The sequence below is a fragment of the Dechloromonas denitrificans genome, from assembly GCF_001551835.1.
GTDB lineage: Bacteria > Pseudomonadota > Gammaproteobacteria > Burkholderiales > Rhodocyclaceae > Azonexus > Azonexus denitrificans.
Genome location: NZ_LODL01000007.1, coordinates 222,133 through 241,216, shown reverse-complemented (window position 1 = coordinate 241,216; position 19,084 = coordinate 222,133). Strand labels below are relative to the sequence as shown.

General features: G+C 56.3%; 21 protein-coding genes. 12 read left to right on the top strand and 9 right to left on the bottom strand.

Translation table 11 applies throughout. The features are described from left to right. Positions 1 to 28 precede the first annotated feature (28 nt). From AT959_RS20300 to AT959_RS20285, 6 genes are read right to left on the bottom strand one after another with little or no spacing between them, the layout of a single operon-like run. Entirely contained in the window at positions 29 to 5,347 is a 5,319-nt protein-coding gene (locus AT959_RS20300; RefSeq protein ID WP_083518186.1) for a pilus assembly protein, read from the bottom strand. 60 nt (positions 5,348 to 5,407) lie between these two features. Further along, a complete protein-coding gene (locus AT959_RS03670; protein ID WP_066880704.1) occupies positions 5,408 to 6,019 on the bottom strand; it encodes a pilus assembly PilX family protein in 612 nt (203 codons plus the stop codon). Beyond that, the gene (locus AT959_RS20295) at positions 6,013 to 7,092 is read right to left on the bottom strand and encodes a PilW family protein (RefSeq protein WP_169795443.1); all 1,080 of its coding nucleotides are present in this window, start codon (positions 7,090 to 7,092) and stop codon (positions 6,013 to 6,015) included. The genes AT959_RS03670 and AT959_RS20295 overlap by 7 nt, the downstream gene beginning before the upstream one ends. 11 nt (positions 7,093 to 7,103) lie before the next feature. After that, the gene (pilV, locus tag AT959_RS03660) at positions 7,104 to 7,538 is read right to left on the bottom strand and encodes a type IV pilus modification protein PilV (RefSeq protein WP_066880930.1); all 435 of its coding nucleotides are present in this window, start codon (positions 7,536 to 7,538) and stop codon (positions 7,104 to 7,106) included. A 1-nt stretch (position 7,539) separates the two neighbouring features. Next, positions 7,540 to 8,100 (bottom strand): GspH/FimT family pseudopilin, encoded by a 561-nt coding sequence (locus tag AT959_RS20290; protein ID WP_169795442.1) that lies wholly within the window; start codon positions 8,098 to 8,100, stop codon positions 7,540 to 7,542. A gap of 8 nt (positions 8,101 to 8,108) precedes the next feature. Continuing rightward, positions 8,109 to 8,555, bottom strand: a complete 447-nt coding sequence (locus AT959_RS20285) for a type IV pilin protein (RefSeq protein WP_083518182.1) — start codon at positions 8,553 to 8,555, stop codon at positions 8,109 to 8,111. 196 nt (positions 8,556 to 8,751) lie between these two features. Here AT959_RS20285 and AT959_RS03650 point away from each other — a divergent pair, with 196 nt between their 5' ends. After that, on the top strand, positions 8,752 to 9,426 hold the full coding sequence (locus AT959_RS03650) for an energy transducer TonB (protein ID WP_157651200.1): 675 nt from the start codon (positions 8,752 to 8,754) through the stop codon (positions 9,424 to 9,426). A gap of 131 nt (positions 9,427 to 9,557) precedes the next feature. Next, positions 9,558 to 9,827 carry a 30S ribosomal protein S20 gene (rpsT, locus tag AT959_RS03645; protein ID WP_066880696.1) on the top strand — a complete coding sequence of 90 codons (270 nt, stop codon included), beginning with the start codon at positions 9,558 to 9,560 and terminating at the stop codon, positions 9,825 to 9,827. A gap of 70 nt (positions 9,828 to 9,897) precedes the next feature. Here rpsT and AT959_RS03640 read toward each other — a convergent pair whose 3' ends face one another. Together AT959_RS03640 and AT959_RS03635 are read right to left on the bottom strand one after the other, a co-directional pair. Further along, positions 9,898 to 10,197 carry a DUF3579 domain-containing protein gene (locus AT959_RS03640; protein ID WP_066880694.1) on the bottom strand — a complete coding sequence of 100 codons (300 nt, stop codon included), beginning with the start codon at positions 10,195 to 10,197 and terminating at the stop codon, positions 9,898 to 9,900. Between the two features lie 145 nt (positions 10,198 to 10,342). Then, the gene (locus tag AT959_RS03635) at positions 10,343 to 11,104 is read right to left on the bottom strand and encodes a ParA family protein (RefSeq protein WP_066880692.1); all 762 of its coding nucleotides are present in this window, start codon (positions 11,102 to 11,104) and stop codon (positions 10,343 to 10,345) included. 138 nt (positions 11,105 to 11,242) lie between these two features. Between AT959_RS03635 and AT959_RS03630 the strand changes: the two genes are divergently transcribed. The 6 genes from AT959_RS03630 to AT959_RS03605 all read left to right on the top strand — a co-directional run bounded on the left by AT959_RS03630 (position 11,243) and on the right by AT959_RS03605 (position 15,769). Then, positions 11,243 to 12,415, top strand: coding sequence for an aspartate aminotransferase family protein (locus AT959_RS03630; protein WP_066880691.1), 1,173 nt, complete (start codon positions 11,243 to 11,245; stop codon positions 12,413 to 12,415). A gap of 3 nt (positions 12,416 to 12,418) precedes the next feature. After that, entirely contained in the window at positions 12,419 to 13,339 is a 921-nt protein-coding gene (gene argF, locus AT959_RS03625; RefSeq protein WP_066880690.1) for an ornithine carbamoyltransferase, read from the top strand. A 32-nt stretch (positions 13,340 to 13,371) separates the two neighbouring features. Further along, positions 13,372 to 14,607 carry an argininosuccinate synthase gene (locus AT959_RS03620; protein WP_066880688.1) on the top strand — a complete coding sequence of 412 codons (1,236 nt, stop codon included), beginning with the start codon at positions 13,372 to 13,374 and terminating at the stop codon, positions 14,605 to 14,607. A 3-nt stretch (positions 14,608 to 14,610) separates the two neighbouring features. Continuing rightward, positions 14,611 to 14,835, top strand: coding sequence for a DUF2788 domain-containing protein (locus tag AT959_RS03615; RefSeq protein ID WP_066880686.1), 225 nt, complete (start codon positions 14,611 to 14,613; stop codon positions 14,833 to 14,835). Continuing rightward, a complete protein-coding gene (gene ppnP / locus AT959_RS03610; protein ID WP_066880684.1) occupies positions 14,836 to 15,153 on the top strand; it encodes a pyrimidine/purine nucleoside phosphorylase in 318 nt (105 codons plus the stop codon). 121 nt (positions 15,154 to 15,274) lie between these two features. Then, positions 15,275 to 15,769 (top strand): YajQ family cyclic di-GMP-binding protein, encoded by a 495-nt coding sequence (locus AT959_RS03605; protein ID WP_066880682.1) that lies wholly within the window; start codon positions 15,275 to 15,277, stop codon positions 15,767 to 15,769. Between the two features lie 92 nt (positions 15,770 to 15,861). On the opposite strand, the gene AT959_RS03600 is transcribed toward AT959_RS03605, so the two are convergent. Next, positions 15,862 to 16,575, bottom strand: a complete 714-nt coding sequence (locus AT959_RS03600) for a type 1 glutamine amidotransferase (RefSeq protein WP_066880680.1) — start codon at positions 16,573 to 16,575, stop codon at positions 15,862 to 15,864. On the opposite strand from AT959_RS03600, the gene AT959_RS03595 reads away from it, so the two are divergent. From AT959_RS03595 to AT959_RS03580, 4 genes are all read left to right on the top strand, one after another. After that, positions 16,559 to 17,233, top strand: a complete 675-nt coding sequence (locus AT959_RS03595) for a retropepsin-like aspartic protease family protein (RefSeq protein WP_240481701.1) — start codon at positions 16,559 to 16,561, stop codon at positions 17,231 to 17,233. The two genes, AT959_RS03600 and AT959_RS03595, sit on opposite strands and share 17 nt — an antisense overlap. A gap of 10 nt (positions 17,234 to 17,243) precedes the next feature. Then, a complete protein-coding gene (locus tag AT959_RS03590) occupies positions 17,244 to 17,501 on the top strand; it encodes a hypothetical protein (RefSeq protein WP_066880676.1) in 258 nt (85 codons plus the stop codon). After that, a complete protein-coding gene (locus AT959_RS03585) occupies positions 17,498 to 18,091 on the top strand; it encodes a CoA pyrophosphatase (protein ID WP_066880674.1) in 594 nt (197 codons plus the stop codon). Before AT959_RS03590 ends, AT959_RS03585 begins: the two co-directional genes overlap by 4 nt. Before the next feature lie 64 nt (positions 18,092 to 18,155). After that, positions 18,156 to 19,079 (top strand): CobD/CbiB family protein, encoded by a 924-nt coding sequence (locus AT959_RS03580; protein WP_066880672.1) that lies wholly within the window; start codon positions 18,156 to 18,158, stop codon positions 19,077 to 19,079. Positions 19,080 to 19,084 lie beyond the last annotated feature (5 nt).

Below are 19,084 nucleotides of genomic sequence, written 5' to 3'. Positions count from 1 at the left end.
GCCTTTTTTGTTAGTGCCGAGCTATGTATCAGTTGTTGCTGATCTCTCTCCATGATACTCGGCGGGCTGAGCCACCAGACGGGTTGACTGGAGGCTTCTTGACCAAGGTGGTGCCATCGTCCTTGGTGCCTGGGTAGTATCCACTAGGCGCACTGCCCGTCCCACCTGAGCCAGAACCACCAGAACTGCCCGAACCGCCGGAGGTCCGGATCAGGGCCAGCACAGTGCCATCCGGCAGGCGAACCAGGACGGGGCGAGTAGCAATCACATTGCCCAGGCTGCTGCAAGCTACCCCCTCGGCATTGCTGACTGGGCCACCGCTCAGGTAGTCGACGCTGCATAGCCAGCTCGACGATCCGTCTGCCGATGCATTACCACAAGGTTCAACACTGGCATTGTTCGGTGTATTGGTCGTGAAGACGAGACTGCCCAGTGCCAGCGCCGGGTCAGTATTTGCCCGTTCTCCTGCTGTCAGGAGGTCTAGATACCAACCGTTGTGGGTTGACCAATTGACGCTTGCAGGGTTGCTGATTTTCCGGATGCTTTCACCGGCCGTGCAAGAGGCTTCTGTTGTGCAAGTCGCTGCCACCAATGTCTGACCTACGAAATTGCTGCTGGCCAGCCGTGGGTTGCTGTACGTTGTTGCGCTAAGATTGTCTTTGACTGCGTACATGGTTTGCGATTGAGTATTGGTGACATCGCTGATACCAAGGTAGCTACCGGTTCCAACGAAAATGACGGGCTTGCCATTGATCGTACTGACGACCGGTTTGGCTGTGATCGGTTGCCTAACGCCCAGGGCGTCGACAAAAGTAACCAGCAGCTGAGCGTCATAACCAGCGGCGCCGATGTCGTTATTGATATCAAAACGCCACAGGTTGCCCAACATATCGCCGCCATAAGCGGCTGTGCTGGTGTTGTTTGTATCTGCCGTTGTTGAGTGGGCGCTGATCTTGGCTAGACCGCTCGGAGTCCCGGCGCTACCTGTGTTGGTGCTGATGGTTCTAATCAGGCTTCCGGTATATGCGTCAAGCACGTAAAGCCGCCCGATTCCGTCTGCATTGTTGTAGCCAGAGCTCAGCAAGACAACCCATTGGCCGGTCCGCAACTTGGTGATTCGTGGGTTGCCATAGGAGTAGCCCATGTTGGCATCGGTAAACTCCCACAGCAATGCAGGATTGGCGGGGTCGGTGATGTCAAGCGCGAAATATCCTTTACCACCCCGGTTCAGTCCACCGACAATGATGGTTTTCCACTGGCTGCCAGAGCACGCAGTCGTTGGCGTGGTCGGACAAATATCACCAGTTTCCGGGGTGCCATCGACAAAATACTGGTGCTGTTGGCTGTAGTTTTTATCAGCTAGGCGATACAACTCGGGAAGAACCATTGCCGGGATATAAGCCCAGAGTTCCTTACCAGTTTCCGCGTCAAAAGAATGCAACATGCCGTCATTGCTTGCCGCGTAGACTGCACCGTTTCGCGAAGCCTTGAGTGTCTTGAAGTCGCTGTATCCGGGGTCGGTGTAATTGAATAGTGAGGATTTGACGTAGCGTGCCTCGGAGGAAACGATATCGCCCAGGACATGCTTACGTTCCCGGAAGAATGTACCCTCGTTGGTCCGCTCGCCGCGGAGGTAGTTGACCAAGGCTTCTCCGGCCGCACCGTTGGTCGCAACAGTCGTGTTGTCTTGTGCTGTGCTGCTCAGGCAACTACTGCCGGCCGGGGTGCAAAATTGGGAAAGTCCGGTCGATGGGGCCGTTGCAACATAGGTGAGATGGGGCTTGGTGAAATAAGCTTGCTGCCCCGAGCTTAAATTGTCCCAGGTGAAGCTGATCAGCCCGCTGCTGCCTTTGGTGTAGATGGTGCGTGAGGTCGGTGCTCCGGCAACATATGCCGAATTCGTATTTTGTGTATCCGTCGCGCTGAAAGAACTCGTCGACATGTAAGCGGTGATGACGTAGTAACAAACGCCTGCCCTGGAGTACACACTACCGACTGAGTAGTTGGTGTTAGCCGCCCAGGCCGTTGTGCAGGTGCTGGGTGCATGGCTCACGATGGCTGTCTTGGCGGTGTCGGTCGTGCCGAACGTGGTGTCTGAAACATAGTCGGTGTGGACTCGGTAGCAGATGTCACCATTCCGATAAGCATTGCCCGCAACATATGACTTAGAGGCTCCCCATTCCGTCGTGGCGCAATCCAGAAGAGTCATTGCCGACCAGTCTACCGAGGGAGTCAGATTCTGCGTCGTGATGTCAAAGCGTTGGCGATAGAGTTCGCCATACCAGTCAACGGACTTGTAATAGGAACTGAATACATAGTTGTCTCCGGCGCTGATGTTCGGATTGCTGCTGGCGGCAGCTGCCGAGGTGCCAGGGCGTGGCGTGTCGACAATGGTTGCCAGGGTGCTGGCTAGGCCACTGGACAGCGAACTCGGGTCGGTCGCACTGAAATAGGAGCCGCGGCCATTGACAGCTGCGTGCCACAAGTCGTCGATATTGGCCGGGCTATCGGATGATGGATTAGGCCAGACACAGCGGTTCCCGGATGTCAGCCAGGAGCAAATGCCGTTGGTTGGGTCAGATGTCGTTCCTGTCTTTACCGAGAAAAAGTCACCATAAGTGTCCGACCAATAGCTTGGCGAGAAGAGCATCTTGCCTTGTGCGCCAAGCCCGAGGGTAAAGGTCGTCATGTGCTGAGTGGCAGCTACGTCCCGACCGTTGGCCGCTACGTTGTTGGTGCAAAGATTGTTTGCCGTGGTTGCTGGCGCAATGGTGGGCCCGTCACAGGTACCGGTGCCATCGCTGGCAGTCGGGCTGCGCAGGTCGGTGTTGTAGTAATAGGCAGCAACGTCGGCCAGCGTGTTGGAGTTGCCCCCGCTGAGGGTGATCGTCTGGCATTCCTTGGCAGTCTCTACCGAGTAGTCGGGGCTACTCGATTTATTGACGGGAGTGCAGGCGGTCACCGTGGTCCATGCCGACCAAGCCGTGTATTGACATGCTGTGCGTGTCCCAGAAACGCTCCAGCCCGTCTCTGAGCATGTTGTTGCGTTAGACCAAGTCCCATTTGATGTTGCGCAATTATCATAAACAATCGCGTTCGAAAAGTTGTTGGCTACATAACTGGGGGAGCAAGTTTGGGTTGTGGCAGCGGCATCCCAACGATATCTACATTGAGTGAAATATCCATTGTTGTCTGGGGTGGAAACACTGCATGTTGAATTGTCTGCCCAAGTACTGGGGGGGGAAGTTGAACATTGTTGAGCTGTTGACACACTCCAGTTCGTCGTGTCTTGCGCAACTGCTGTACAAGAAGCAACGCCAATTGCAGAACTCCAGGCCGAGTATCGGCAGGCATTTGTCGCGCTCGGAGTGCAGGTTGCTGTATTAGCCCAGCTTCCCGTGAAATATCCACACTGTGTGCGGTTACTGCCACTGTTGTCGGCGGTGCACGATGAAACTTCGCTCCAGTTGCTCCAAGTATTCCCTGAGTTTGAGCTGGTTCTTCTGGCAATTATGCCGGTGTTTGTCGCGGTAACTGTGCGGTTCTGGAGCGTTGATGTGCTTGCCATCAATTGGGCTGTTCCAGACTGCAGTGTCCCTTTTTTAGCGGTTTGCGTTTCTGTTCTTGACTGTAATTGACTTGTTCTTTCTTGCGTTGCCGCAACGCCACCGTCGTTATATGGGGCGGCCATCGAACCGTCCTGATTGCCTATTGCCGTCGTTCCGTCAAGTTTGAAACCCGCTGCCCCATTCCAGAAGCCGTCCGTCGACAAAATGGTAAAGTTTTGTTGGCATGAAAACTGAAGCGGGTCGGTGACCGTTACGCCATTCAGTGTAGAACCGTTGTACTTGCCTGCGTAGAGGCGCCCTGCCTTGGAAAGAGCTTGGCGCAACGGGGTGCCCGAGTTGGGGTTGGCAGCAAAGAGTTTCGTGTACCAGGCATTTTTTTGCGAGGTCTTGAATTCGTCCAGATTCAGGAAGTCGCTGCCGGTATTGTTGTTCAGGCTCATGTAGCCGACGCGGAAGCGGGAAACGTTGTTGGCGATGTCCGTGGTCGAGTCTATTCCGGCAAACGCACGGCTGGCAGCTGTTTTAAGTAATTGCATCCGGGTCCGGTAATAGGCGTACCAATTTGCGTAGTTGGTCATTTCCTCGGCATAGGTGCACGTAGTTCCAGAACAATCCGTGCGGCCAATTGCCTTGCTTGTCGTCCCCGGATAGGGATAGCTGGTGATGTAGGGGGTAATGGTGTGACGCAGGTTCTCGCCGGGAATGGTGCTCGAGCTTTGATTGGGCGTTACGCTAGTATCCCGCCAGTTAGCCAACGGAATATTGTCCCGGGCGAATGCGGTTGCGGAAATAGTCATCGAGCCGGTTTTGTCGATGCTCGGCGTGTCAGAGGTGCTGCTGGGCGCATAAATGGTCACGGTGGAGCCACTGACTGTCGCTATGTAGCCAACGGTCGTACAGTTGCCGGTTTGGACGTTTGTGCAATTGTTGATTGCCGTTCTAATGCGCGTTGCAACGTCGGAGCTGGCGGTGGAACCGCTGGTTGCGGCTGACATGATCTGCAGGCCGCCGACGGTGATGCCGTTTACGACGGTTGAGTTGCTACCGGATACCGTGATTGTTGAAATACGTGGCGCCGGCATGCGTGGATACATGTTCGACGAATCCCAGGTCGCGCGGCATGTGGTCAGGTTGGCGGTTGAACACCAGCGCATGGAGGCGGGGTACGGGTAGCTGGTGCTCGTCGCGCTTGCCGTAGTGCAACTTCTCAAGTCGGGCTTGTCGCAGTATTCGCCCGGAATGGTGACATAGGCATAGGCCGCATTGCCGAGGTTTGTGGTGCTGGTGCTCTGGACACCGTAGCCATCCACCTTAACTGCGTTCCAGTTCGGGGAGGTGCTGGAGGCCGATGAATCCCCACCCGTTGCCGTTGAAACCCCGGTCATTGACGGATAGGTCGTGGTATTCAGCGTACCGTTCGCGTCATACATGATGGGCGGTTGGTAGCGAACGGCGGGGTTGTAAGCCACGCCGTTGAATGCGCTGTTGTAGCGCATATAGGGGGGCATGCCGCTATTGACTGTACTGTTGTAGTTTGTCGGTCGGTAATCGGCGTTGTAGGCTTCATACCAGGTAGCCTGATCAGGCATGCCATCCCAGTCCATACTGCCGGAGTCATCAAGGACGAACAAAATATTCGGCTTGACGTCTACAGATGACGGTGCGAAGTAGGTGCTTAACGGTATTGTCGATAGGTCGGTCTGTGCTGCCTGGCCACTTAGTGTCAGAGCTAGGGCGGCAAGCAGGAGGCTGCTCTTGAAGGGCGAGGTAATGTTCATGGCAATCTCCTGGTCAGGCTGCACATATCTGAGTTGTCGCTAACGAGAAATCAAACGGGGTCATATTGTCACCATTGCCTGCACGAAGCTGACCGTGTTTCGCGGACCGGCGATTCGTACTGTAATTCGGTAATAGGTTGCCGAAGGGGCGGTGAGAGCGATTTCCCCTCCTTCTTCCGCTGCGCCTCCCGCCACCGAGGCCACTACGGAGGCCGAGCAGTTTGCCCCGCCGGTTGTGGCGCCAGCATTTGCGCACATACGGTCGATGATGAATGAAACTGTATTGCCGGAAGCGTCGGTTGCGAGCGTGCGGATTCTTGATGCGGGCAAACTATTCCAGTAGGCATCCCAGGTTTGTCCTGCGGCCGGACTGCGGCTGGGATTATTGCCGTTGGCGGAATAGCCGGCGTTGGCTACGTCGTTGGTTAACAGACCGCTGTTGGCTTGCAGCCAGGCGAATGCCGTTTCGATACCGGTATCGCCTGAGTGCGTCGCTGCCTGCCTGAAGGCGAGATTGCCCGCGATGATGTTGGTGAGATCGGTCGAACGAATAAGTGCGATGCCGCCTAATGTCATGACGACAAGTACGATCAAGGCAATAAACAGAACTACGCCTTTTTGCGCATGAGGAGGTGCGACAGATTGTTCTCGAAGGTTTGATTTGGTTAGCATCCTGAGACTGCTCCCATCCAGGCAACATTTCTAATCGGTGCGGTCGTTTCAAAGACCCGATAACGGTATTGCTGCCATTCAGTTTGAACTGTGAGCGTGTTCACCGATAAGTCGATTGGGGTTGCTGCACTATTAGTGCCGAGCGGATTGTTGGCGTTTGTTCCAGCCCACGTCGGGGCTGCTGCGGTCACTGCTGTTTTCTCGAATTGAGGACTGCGAGCGACCAGTGCAAACCGTATGGCCGAAGCTCGTGCCCAAAGGCAAGCAGTGGTTGGGGTTGTCTGGTTGTAGGTGTCGACGACTCCATCCATGACCGCGGTGGTGTCGAGCCCATACTGCGCCCGAAGACTGACCACATTACTGACAATTGGTCGCCAGACTGCTTGATCTGATGTTCTGCTTGCATCACCACAATTGCTGGTCATGTAGTCGCAGACGGTCAGATTTCCTGAACGAACGGCATATGCCAGAAATCTGGGGGCGTTGCCCAAGTTGTAAAGAGCCGTTCCGGCTTGCGAGTTTGATAGTTGAATGACCGATGCGGCAACAGATTGGACTGTTGCAAGAACCAACGTGGTTGCGCCGCAGGTGGCTGGTGATGCAATTGCCCGGTCATTCTGCTTCAACATCCCTGTTCCGGTAATCGTGTAGGTGGAACCGCTCTGGTTGTTGACGCTGTAACCATCAGGTTGATCATCGCCGTTGCCATAAGACACCAAGAGTGTGTCTGTATTGGTGTCACCGGCGGGGATTACTGTTGCAGCAGGATTGATGATTACCGGCGCGAATGGGATGGGGGAGCCATTTGGCAGTTGTAGATTGCAGCCCATCAGGCGAACGTTTGCGAATCCATGACCGCTTCGGGAAATATCGCGCTGGATCGTATCAAGGGCGATCACTGCATTGTTTTGTGCATCGCTACCCGCGGTTGTCGTGCGTTTGCGTTCTTCAGAAAGTGCATAAACCTGCATCATCACCACAATGCCCAGCATTCCGATCACCAGGCCAACCATGATTTCGATCAGGCTGAAACCTGAGTGGCGGTGCAAATCAATTCGGTTTTTTGTTTTCACGTCCAATTCCTTCACCTGATCTGGGCGATTGTCACAAAGTTATGAGGTGTGGTCCCGGCAGGCTCATTGGGCGCCCTCCAGAAAAGTGTGACCGTTGCTATGCCCTGTCCGTCAATGGCAATTGTCGGAGCTGTCGCGGAATTGGCAGCAACACCAGGTAAGGTACTTATAACTCTGGCTAGCCAGGTGTTATAAGCGGTGCCGCCGGTGTTGAAATTGGCTTGTAGTGTTGCTGTCGTCCTGTTACTGACCCACATCTGGCTGATGACGTCATTGGCTAACAGGGATGCCTCGGAGCGGTATCGCGCATCTGTTGACTGCTTTATCGCCGTGGCTTGGAGGCCTACTAGGGCGAGAACGCCGAGCGAAAAAACAAGAATCGCCAGTAGCGCCTCTAGAAGGACAATGCCTGACTGCTGCGTGAGCGGATGGTTTTGACTGGTCATTTCAACATCCCTGAGGATCAGTATTTGCACGGGCCGGGTCGCACATGCGAATCTGGCCGCCGGTTGAGACGGTAACGCGCAGGCATCTCATTTCGTTGGCTGAACAGTTGCCGCCCGACGGGTTGGTGATGTCGATGCTGGCCGCGGTATTTGATTGCCCAGTACCATTGAAAGTGATCAAGAAAATCCCGTTCGCGTTGATCACTGCATTTGGCGACCCTTCTCCAGAGCTCCTTGTTTGGATGATGCGCGGTGCAACGCTATCTGAAGGTGCGCTATCACATGAGCCGGTTGGGTCGTTGAGGCTGATGATCCAGTTTCTGCCGGCATCAGATAGTGCGCACGCATTAGTCACCGAGGAAACCAGTTGAAAACGCACGTTGGTGTTGCGTCGAACGGCCTCAGCTCTAGCCAGTGTCAGACCATTCTGAATTGCTTCAGCAGAATTGCGGATCTGGCTGCTTTGAATCCAGCGGGAGAAACTGGGGACTCCCATAGCCATCAGTATTCCGAATAGCGCCAGGCCAATCAGTATTTCTACCAGCGTAATGCCAGTTTCCAATCGGTGTCTCATGAGCAGCTACCATCCCGCCTCACCGCCCAGCAGTTGTTTGGGTTCGGGTTCGACCATCCACTACGGGTGATGTTTGAAGTTTTTACGTTTGATTGGTCTACTGTAAAAGTGAATCCATCCATGGGGCCACCGGCATTACCAACGGCTTGCAGTGTATAGGTCGTCGCGGTTGGGGTGGCTGAGCAGGAAAAAGTGAAAAACCGACTTGTTGTCGCATCATTGCTGCAGGGGTTGCTACCCAGTTCGCTATCTACATAGCTTCGGCGGTCCTGAAAATATTGTTCCAATTGCACCCGCTTTGCAGCCAAGGCGGATGTCGCGTCCGGAATACGGCCGCGGATCAGGTAGTCTGTATAGGATGGATAAGCAATTGCAGACAGGATGCCAATGATCGCTACGACGATCATTAGTTCGATTAGTGTGAAGCCTGATTGTGTTTTCATTAGATTCCTCTTGGGCGCCTATGCTTTGATTAAGAGTGCCAGAGCAGCGTGCTCCATATTCATTAGTGAATGATAGCCGGCTAAGAAAAGCTCATTTCCATTTCCGACGACCGGTTAATGCTTGGGTTCAAGTGGTTGTCTGATGGTGGGGGCGAGAGAGCAGAATAGGCAACGATGCCTAGCTGGATTCTTTTTCTTGTTTGATTTGCGTTTTTTTTCAAGCCTCACTGCTTGTCTGTGGGCTACAGAGGTCCGACGCCTGGCGATCGCTTTCGGTCTGTCGGCCCTTTGTCATTTGCTGCTTGTGATTGTCGCTCCGAGCAAGTACGTCGTGACAGCAGGGGATGGACAGATGATTTCTGCGCAACTAGTCACACATGATGAGGTTGCAGTCTCCGTGGAACGGGGGCGGGTTGACCGTGCTGTTCAAATGAAGAAGAAGCCTCGGCGAGTTGCGGCTGATGGTCATCAAATAAAAACGGTATCGGGGCTTGAGCCGATTGATGAATCCCTTTCTGGGCAAGGGGGGGAGGGGGCATCATTGGGAGTGCGCGTGGCTGAGGAGGACTATTTTTCTAGTGAATTGCTTACGGTGCGGCCTTACCCGCTAACTATCCTGGACGAGATGCTGGGAGACGTGAATCCTGCCGAGATGTTTGGTAAGGCCGTGCTGAAGATTTGGATCAATGCTACCGGAGAGATTGCCGGGATAGAGACGGAGTTCGCGGACATGTCAGAGGCGTTTCATAGTGGGCTGCTTGCCGCCTTTGAGCGTATGCGTTTCATGCCGGGGCAGGTTGATGGAAAACCAGTCGGTAGCATTTTAAAAATCGAAATTGGTGCTGAGGATTTTCGTTTGCCTGTGCAGTAGCCATGGACAAGGGGCTTGCGAGCTTGTGCCTTCTTGTTCTCGGGATGGAGGATTTATCTTTCAGCTTCCATTGTTGAATTGGATGATGCTTGCTATAATCAAGGATTGTTTTAATTGATTTGGAAATTCTAATGGCCAATAGCGCACAAGCCCGCAAGCGCGCTCGTCAAGCTGACAAGCAACGCTCCCACAACGCCAGCCTGCGTTCGACCCTGCGTACCGCGATCAAGCGTGTGCGCCAGGCAATCGATGCCGGCGACAAGGCAGCCGCTCAAGGTGTTTTCCAGCAATCTGTTGCTGTTCTTGACCGTATTGCTGACAAGAAGATTGTTCACAAGAACAAGGCTTCCCGCACCAAGAGCCGTCTGTCTGCTCAGATCAAGGCGCTTGCTGCTGCCTGAGCTGGACCGATGCTCCAATAAAAATGGCGCCTTTGGGCGCCTTTTTTTTATTTCTGGTGTTTGCTGTTGCTTATTTCTTTTCTTCCAGCGAGCAGACGCCATCAATGATCTGCAGGTCGTTGTCCTGGGCAAAGTTGAGCATGAAGCGGTAGGCCATCGGCTCGATTTCGCCGAGGCGGCCGTCGACAAAAACGGCTTTTTCACCGTTGTAGTCACCGGGGCCAACGTAAGGGGAGTACTTCATCTTGCGTTCGGCACCAAATGCCGACATGACGCCGCAGAGGCGTTCGGCCCAGTCGCTGGGGCGAAATTTACGTCCTTGTTTGGTGAGGCCAACAATGATGAAGGTGGTCGATTCTGATGTTGTCATTGTTCTACTCTGCGTTAGCTGGTGTTGCGACCTTTGGTGGTGGGCATTCTAGCAGAAGCGCCTTGGCTTGCCATAATTATGGGGTGTGCTGCCAGTGGGGCGGGGCGGCTGATTCCTCCGGTCGACTGGCCCGGCGGGCAGAAAATTACAGGTCGCCGCGTTCGCTTAGTTCGTTAAGCAGGTTCTTGTGGTCGTGGGCACCTGGGCTGCATGGGTTGTGCTGGAATACATCGCGGTTTAGTGACGGGCTTTCCGCGACGGCGACATTTTCGGAGATGACCGTGTCCAGAACGTCGTCACCGTAGCGCTCGCGCAGTTTGTTGCGGACATCGTCGCTCATGCGGCGGCGGCGATCAAAGCGCGTCAGCAGGTAGCGGCGTTCAATCTTGCGTTTGAGTACCGGTTCGAGGACTTGCAGGGTGCGTGTGATGTGGTCGGCGGCTTGTAGCGAGAGATAGTCCGTTGAGACGGGGATGATCAGTCGGTCGCAGGCAAAGATGGCGTTGAGGGCGAGGACGCCGATGTAGGGGCAGCAGTCGATCAGGACCGGTCGGCTGGCTGGCGCGGCTTGTTGGGCTTCCAGGCCAAGGCGCAGCTTGTTCAGGATGGCCGGACCCTTGCCGAAGATGGAGTCGACCTTGATCAGTTGCTGATGGGCGGGTAAAAGATGGCCGATATCATCCCAGGCGACTTCAAGGGCGCTAAGCGGGCTGAGGTCCTGGTAAAAGGCGAAGAGGCTTTTGTTGGCTTCGGATGGGGCGTTGCCATGAATGCTTGAAAGATGCCCCTGCGGGTCGAGATCCAGGAGGAGGGGAGGCCTGCCGGCGCGCTTGAGGGCGGCGCCAAGGTTGAGAGCAGTTGTCGTTTTTCCGACACCGCCTTTCTGGTTGAAAATGGCAATGCGCATGGTTTTCGCGTTCTATACAAGGCTCTATTTTTCACTTAACATTCTGTTTTCTGCAACTCTTTCGGGTTATTGCGGCCTTCTGGAGTGGCGGTCGTTCCGGCGGCAATAGCCGCCGTTTTCGTTTTTTGGGGTTGTCTCATGTCGCATGTCATGAATACCTATGCCCGATTGCCGGTGACTTTCAGTCACGGTCAGGGTAGCCGGATTACCGATACCGAGGGCAAGGAATACCTGGATGCATTGTCCGGTATTGCCGTTTCAACGCTCGGTCATGCCCATCCCAAGCTGGTGGCGGCCATCGCTGCCCAGGCCGGGCGCATGTTGCACACCTCCAATCTATACCGCATTCGCGAGCAGGAATTGCTGGCCGACAAGCTGGCCGAAATTTCCGGCATGCAGGAGATTTTCTTCTCCAATAGCGGGGCCGAGGCCAACGAAGCGGCGATCAAGCTGGCCCGTTTTTACGGTCACAAGAAAGGCATTGAAACGCCGACCATCATCGTCATGGAAAAGGCTTTTCACGGCCGGACCATGGCGACTCTCTCGGCTACCGGCAATCGCAAGGCACAAGCCGGTTTTGAGCCGCTGGTCTCCGGTTTTGTTCGTGTCCCCTACGATGATCTGGATGCAATCAAGTCGGTCGCCGAGCACAACAAAAATGTCGTTGCCGTCATGCTGGAGATGATTCAAGGCGAGGGCGGCATCCATCTTGCGTCGATCGAATATCAGAAGGGCCTGCGCCAGTTCTGTGACGAGCAGGGATGGTTGCTGATCTGTGACGAAGTGCAGTGCGGCATGGGACGGACCGGCAAATGGTTCGGTTTTGAGCATGCCGGCGTGCAGCCGGATATTGTTACTTTGGCCAAGGGGCTGGGTTCAGGGGTGCCGATTGGTGCCTGTCTGGCGCGCGGTCCTGCTGCCGGCTTGTTCGGTCCGGGCAATCATGGCTCGACCTTTGGTGGCAATCCGCTGGTAGCCACAGCTGCCTTGACCACCCTTGAAACGATCGAGCAAGATGGCCTGCTGGCCAACGCGGAGCGTATCGGCGCCCTGATCCGCCAGTTGTTTGCAGAGTCGCTGGCTGGTGAGCGGGGCGTGCTCGACATTCGCGGTCATGGCCTGATGATCGGCCTGGAACTGGATCGTCCCTGTGGTGAACTGGTTGGCCAGGCTTTGGCGGCTGGCCTGTTGATCAATGTGACGGCTGACCAGGTGGTGCGTTTCCTGCCGCCGCTGATTTTCAGTGAAAATGAGGCCAAGGAACTGGTCGACCGCGTCACTCCCCTTATCAAGGATTTTTTGGCGGCCTAAATCATGGCGATCAAACACTTTCTCCAATTCAAGGATTTCACGCGTCCCGAGCTCGAATATGTTTTCGAGCGGACACGCTGGATCAAGAACCAGTTCAAGTCCTACCAGAAGTACTGGCCGCTTTCCGACCGGACGCTGGTGATGATTTTCGAGAAGGCCAGCACGCGGACGCGGCTCTCCTTCGAAGCGGGCATGCAGCAACTGGGCGGTTCGGCGATTTACCTGAACACCCGTGATTCCCAGTTGGGGCGCGGCGAGCCGGTCGAGGATGCGGCGCAGGTTATTTCCCGGATGAGCGACATCGTGATGATCCGCACTTTCGAGCAGGAAATCATCGAGCGTTTTGCCGCCAATTCCCGCGTGCCGGTGATCAATGGCCTGACCAACGAATACCACCCGTGCCAGATCCTGGCCGATATCTACACCTATATCGAGCATCGCGGCTGCATTCAGGGCAAGACGGTGGCCTGGGTCGGTGATGCCAACAATATGTGCAATACCTGGCTGCAGGCAGCCCAAGTGCTGGACTTCAAGGTGCATGTGTCGACGCCGCCGGGCTACGAGTTGCAGCCGGAACTGATCGCCGGGGTTGATGCCGGCCATTTCCAGGTCTTTGCCGACCCGATGGAGGCCTGTCGCGGGGCCGATCTGGTCACTACCGATGTCTGGACCTCGATGGGCTTCGAGGCCGAGAACGAAGCGCGGATCAAGGCTTTCGCCGACTGGTGCGTCGATGGCGAGATGATGCAGGCTGCCAACGACGGGGCACTGTTCATGCATTGCCTGCCGGCCCACCGGGGCGAGGAAGTGACTGCCGAGGTGATCGACGGGCCGCAGTCGGTGGTTTGGGATGAGGCCGAGAATCGCCTGCATGTGCAGAAGGCGTTGATGGAATATTTGCTGTTGGGCCATATTCAGGGCTGAACGGCAGGATTAAACGAAACAAGGGAACAGAAATGAGCGACGTTAAAAAAGTAGTGCTGGCCTATTCCGGCGGTCTCGATACCTCCGTGATCCTCAAGTGGCTGCAGGACACCTATCAGTGCGAAGTGGTGACCTTCACCGCCGACCTCGGCCAGGGTGAAGAGCTTGAGCCGGCGCGCGCCAAGGCGCTGCAATTCGGCATCAAGCCGGAAAACATCTTCATCGACGACCTGCGCGAAGAGTTCGTGCGCGACTTCGTCTTCCCGATGTTCCGCTGCAACACCGTCTATGAAGGCGAATACCTGCTCGGTACCTCGATTGCCCGTCCGCTGATCGCCAAGCGTCTGATCGATATCACCAACCAGACCGGCGCCGATGCCATTTCTCACGGTGCGACCGGCAAGGGCAACGACCAGGTTCGTTTCGAGCTCGGTGCCTACGCGCTGAAGCCGGGTGTCAAGGTCATTGCGCCGTGGCGTGAGTGGGATCTGCTGTCCCGCGAAAAGCTGCTGGCTTATGCCGAAAAGCATGGCATCCCGGTCGAGATGAAGCACAAGCAGGGCGGTTCGCCGTACTCGATGGACGCCAATCTGTTGCACATCTCCTACGAAGGTCGCCATCTCGAAAACCCGGCCGCCGAGGCCGAAGAGTCGATGTGGCGGTGGACGGTTTCCCCGGAAGCTGCACCGGACCAGGCCGAGTACCTGGATATCGAATACGAGAAGGGGGACATTGTTGCCCTCAACGGCCAGCGCATGTCGCCGGCGACGGTCCTGTCCACGCTGAACCAACTCGGTGGCAAGCACGGCATCGGCCGTCTCGACCTGGTTGAAAACCGTTATGTCGGCATGAAGTCGCGCGGTTGCTACGAAACCCCGGGCGGTACGATCATGCTGCGCGCCCACCGGGCCATCGAATCCATCTGCCTGGACCGTGAAGTCGCTCACCTCAAGGACGACCTGATGCCGCGCTACGCCAGCCTGGTGTACAACGGTTACTGGTGGAGCCCGGAGCGCATCGCGCTGCAGACGCTGATCGACCACACCCAGGGCTGCGTGAACGGTTCCGTGCGCCTCAAGCTGTACAAGGGCAACGTCATCGTCGTCGGCCGCGACTCGAAGACGGATTCGCTGTTCGATTCGACCATCGCCACCTTCGAGGACGATGCTGGTGCCTACGACCAGAAGGATGCGGCTGGCTTTATCAAGCTGAACGCATTGCGCATGCGCATCGCGGCCAATCTGCGCGCCAAGAAGGGGCAGGCTTAAGCGATGGATGGCGGCACCATTTTCGGTTTCAACGAAGAACAGATCGCGGACTTTTTCTCGACCTGGGGTGTCGCGGCTTTCATCATCTTCATGCTTTTCATCATTGGCGAGATCGCCTGGAAGTCGAAAGCCGGCAAGACGGGCACCTTCGTGCTCTTCTTCGTGCTGGCTTTCGGCATGGTCGGCTTCATCGCCAAATCAGTCATTCAGAAAATCTGGGGTATTTAAATGTCGCAATACGACAACGTTTCCGTGGTCAAGAAGGCCAATGTTTACTTCGATGGCAAGTGCGTCAGCCACACCGTGGTCCTGGCTGACGGCACCAAGAAGACGGTCGGCGTGATCCTGCCATCCAGCCTGACCTTCAATACCGGTGCGCCGGAAATCATGGAAGGCGTCGGCGGTTCCTGCCGCGTCAAGCTGAAGGGCGAGGCCGAATGGACGACCTGGGGCGAAGGCCAGTCCTTCAACGTGCCGGGCAATTCCTCCTTCGAGATTTCGGTCGCCGAAGGCGAGGCCTATCACTACGTCTGCCATTTCGGCTGACCAGTAAAAGCCCGGCGCTTAGCCGGGCTGCGTTGCTGGCGCTCGCCGTACTTTTTCGTACTGCCTTTGCGCCAGCGCCTTGCCCGGCCTGCGCGTCGGGCCTTTAATCAAGGAGTTTTCCATGCCGAGCTTTGACTTCACCTCCGAAGCGGACATGGTGGCGTTGAAGAACGCCATCGACGTCACCGCACGCCAGATCGACAACCGTTACGACTTCAAAGGCACGACGGCCAAGGTCGAATTGAACGAGAAGGACAAGGTCATCACCCTGTGGGGCGATTCAGACTTCCAGCTCGACCAGATCAAGGATCTTCTTTTTCCCGCCATGGAGAAGAAGGAGAAGGAGAGCGTCAAGCGCCTTGATCACCAGAAGGTGATCAGCGTCTCCGGCAACAAGGTCAAGCAGGAAATGAAGATCAAGGATGGCATCGACAGCGATCTGGCGAAGAAAATCGTCAAGCTGGTCAAGGATGGCAAGCTCAAGGTGCAGGCTTCGATCCAGGGCGACACCGTGCGCATCCAGGGTGCCAAGCGTGACGATCTACAGGCATGTATCAGTTTGATTACCAAGTCGATTACCGATTTCCCCGTCAAGTACGGGAATTTCCGCGATTAAGGCAATTGCTGCGGTCGACGACCGAAAACAGGCAAAAATCGGGCAGAGTTTCTGCCCGATTTTTTCGTTGACGGGATGCCTTGCTGGCCGGCTTAGTGCCGCAGCCCTTTGATCCAGGCGGCGTAAAGCTGCTCGGATAACTGACGCATGGTCGGCAGGCGCTCGCCAATCTGGGTCAGCATGAGCTCCGGGGTTTGCACGCTGGCCTGATCCGCCACGGCAATGGCTTCATCGGCCCATTGCTCACACCAGGTGGCGATCATTTCCGGGGTCATTTCAACATGACATTGCATGCCGAGATGCGGGCCGAGCGCAAACATCTGGTTGGCGCAATGCACATTGCCAAAGAGACGCTGGGCACCTGGCGGGATGCTGAAGGTTTCGCCGTGCCACTGGAACACCGTACCCGGCCGCCCGGCGAACGAACCCAGCCAGTGACGGGCCGTTGCATTCTCTTCGCCGCTGGCTTCGCCCCAGCCAATTTCCTTGACCGGATTTCTGGTGACTGTACCGCCTAGCGCCTTGCTCATTAACTGGCCGCCCAGGCAGTGGCCGATGACCGGGATGTCTTTCTCGACGGCATCGCGGATCAGGGCGCATACCGGTTCGATCCAAGGCAACGGGTCGTTCACGCTCATTGGGCCGCCCATGAAACAGAGGCCGGAGAACTGCTCGCTTGAAGCGGGAACCGCTGCTCCCTCGTCAAGGGCGAGCAGTATCCAGCTGATCCCGTGCTGTTCGAGGAATGTGGCAAAATAGCCTGGACCTTCAGTCGGAGAGTGGCGAAAAATGGCAACAGGGCGCATGGTGTTTGGAGTGTCCGCAAGAATGACGTCGAATTCTACGATGCTCTGTGGGCTGTGCCTATTCGCCAGCCTGGCGGTGGCTCAGGATGTCGGGCTGGCCGGTGTCATGGGCAGCAAGGCCATGTTGATGATCAACGGTGGCGAGCCGCAGGCGGTTGCTGTCGGTCAGAGCCTTGATGGTGTGCGTGTTGTCTCGGTCACTGGCGAGCAGGCTGTTATCGAGATCGGCGGCAAGAAACGCCCGTTGCGCGTTGGCCAGCATGCGGTTGGTGCTCCGGCAGCCGACGGTTCCGGCAAGATCGTGATGACGGCGGATACGCAGGGGCACTTTTACACGACCGGCAATATCAATGGCACCTCGGTACGTTTTATCGTGGATACCGGAGCTTCGATGATATCGTTGGGCGCTGCCGATGCCCGCCGGATCGGCCTCGATTTCAACCGTGGGCAGAAGGCGGTCAGCCAGACCGCCAACGGCCAGGCGGTGGTCAGCAAGATACAGCTTGATACGGTCCGGATTGGTGATATCACCTTGCACAATGTTGATGCGCTGATTCATCAGAATGACATGCCCATGGCTTTGCTCGGCATGAGCTTTCTCAACCGGATGGAAATGCAGCGTGACGGCAGCGCCATGACACTTAAAAAGCGATTCTAGGAGAGAGAAAATGCCCCAACGTGACCAGGAAATAGCGCTACTGCGCGGAGAGCTCGAGATGTTGATGAACGAACGGCAATCGATATTGCGCGTGGTCGGTGCCTCCGCCGCGCTGATCGCCTCGCTCGATAGCAAACGACTGCCGGTCGGTGCCGTCGAGGCGGCCGATATGGTGGCCACCTCGATCAACTGTCTTTCCGAAGAAACCTTGCAGGATGCCCTATCTGCGGTGAATGCCGAGATCGAGGAGGATTTGCCGGCGGCATGACTCTAGATATCGAACGCCTGCGGGCGAGTCTTTTGCGCGAGCCATCAGCGGGGCACTTCGTGCAGGAAGATGGTCTCGAAGATCAACCGTTAACCCCTGCCGCCGTGCTCTTCCCGATCGTTTTGCGCGAAGAGGGGCAGACCGTTTTGCTGACCCAGCGGACGGCGCATTTACGGGACCATGCCGGGCAGATCAGTTTTCCCGGGGGGCGGGTCGAGGCCGATGATCCGTCGCCGATCCACACAGCCTTGCGGGAGACGGAAGAGGAGATCGGCCTGTCGCGCGAGCGCATCGATGTCCTTGGCTTCCTGCCGGAATATCGCACCGGTACCGGTTTTCGCGTGACGCCGGTGGTCGCCTTGGTACGGCCGCCATTCGAACTGGCTATCGATCCCTTCGAAGTGGCTGAGGCATTTGAAGTGCCGCTGGCCTTCCTGCTCGACCCGCTTAATCACAAACGTCACTCACTGCATTACCGTGGTGCCTTGCGCCATTTTTTTGCCATGCCCTATGGTGACTACTTTATCTGGGGGGCGACGGCTGGCATGATTCGCTCGCTGAGCGAGCGCCTTGGCCTCCATGCCGCTTGAGCTTGTGGTATGGTGACGTTTTAGTACAAGAATATAAGCCGAATCCGGCAATTCTCGGCCCCCCATGAGTCTTCTCTCGCTGATTGCGGTTTTCCTCATCGAGCAGCTGCAACCCCTGCATTACCGCCGCATTGTGGCGGAGCCGCTTTCCGCCTGGGCGGATTTCATCGAATCCCGCCTGAATGCCGGTGAATATCGGCACGGTGTCATTGCCTGGTGTGTCGCGGCGTTGCTACCGGTCTTGTTGCTGGCCGGGCTCTATGCCTTTCTTTATTCGCTGAATCCCTTGCTCGGCTGGGCGTTGAACGTTGGCGCGCTCTACCTAACGATGGGTTTTCGGCAGTTCAGTCATCATTACACCGAAATTCAGCTTGCCCTGCGCTTGGGCGACTTGCCGCGAGCCCGGGCTTTACTCAGTGAGTGGCAGGGGCGTTCGGCTGAAGGACTGGGCTCCCAGGATATCGCACGCTTGTCGATCGAGCAGGCGCTGGCTGCGTCGCACCGCCACGTCTTTGCCGTGCTGCTCTGGTTTGTTTTGTTGCCCGGGCCCTGTGGCGCCGTGCTCTATCGCATTTCAGCGGTGGTTTATGAACGCTGGCGGACTCGTGATGCGGCGGAGCAGAATAATTTCTCCGCATTTTCTCGCCATATTTTCGGTATGATCGATTGGCTGCCTCTTCGCGTAACCGCCTCGGCCTTTGCCATCGTTGGCGATTTCGAGGATGCGGTCTATTGCTGGCGGACCCAGGCCGACCAGTGGCCGGATCGCGATCTTGGCATCGTTCTGGCCAGTGGGGCTGGTGCGCTTGGCGTACAACTGGGCATGCCGCTGGTCGATGGTGTCGAAGTGACCGATCGTGCGGCCTTGGGGCTGGGTGATCCAGCAGATGTCGATTTCATGCAGAGTGCCGTCGGACTCGTCTGGCGAGCCACGGTGCTGTGGATGGTGTTGCTGTTTTTGTTGGGGCTCGCCAGTCTGGTGGGCTGAACAAT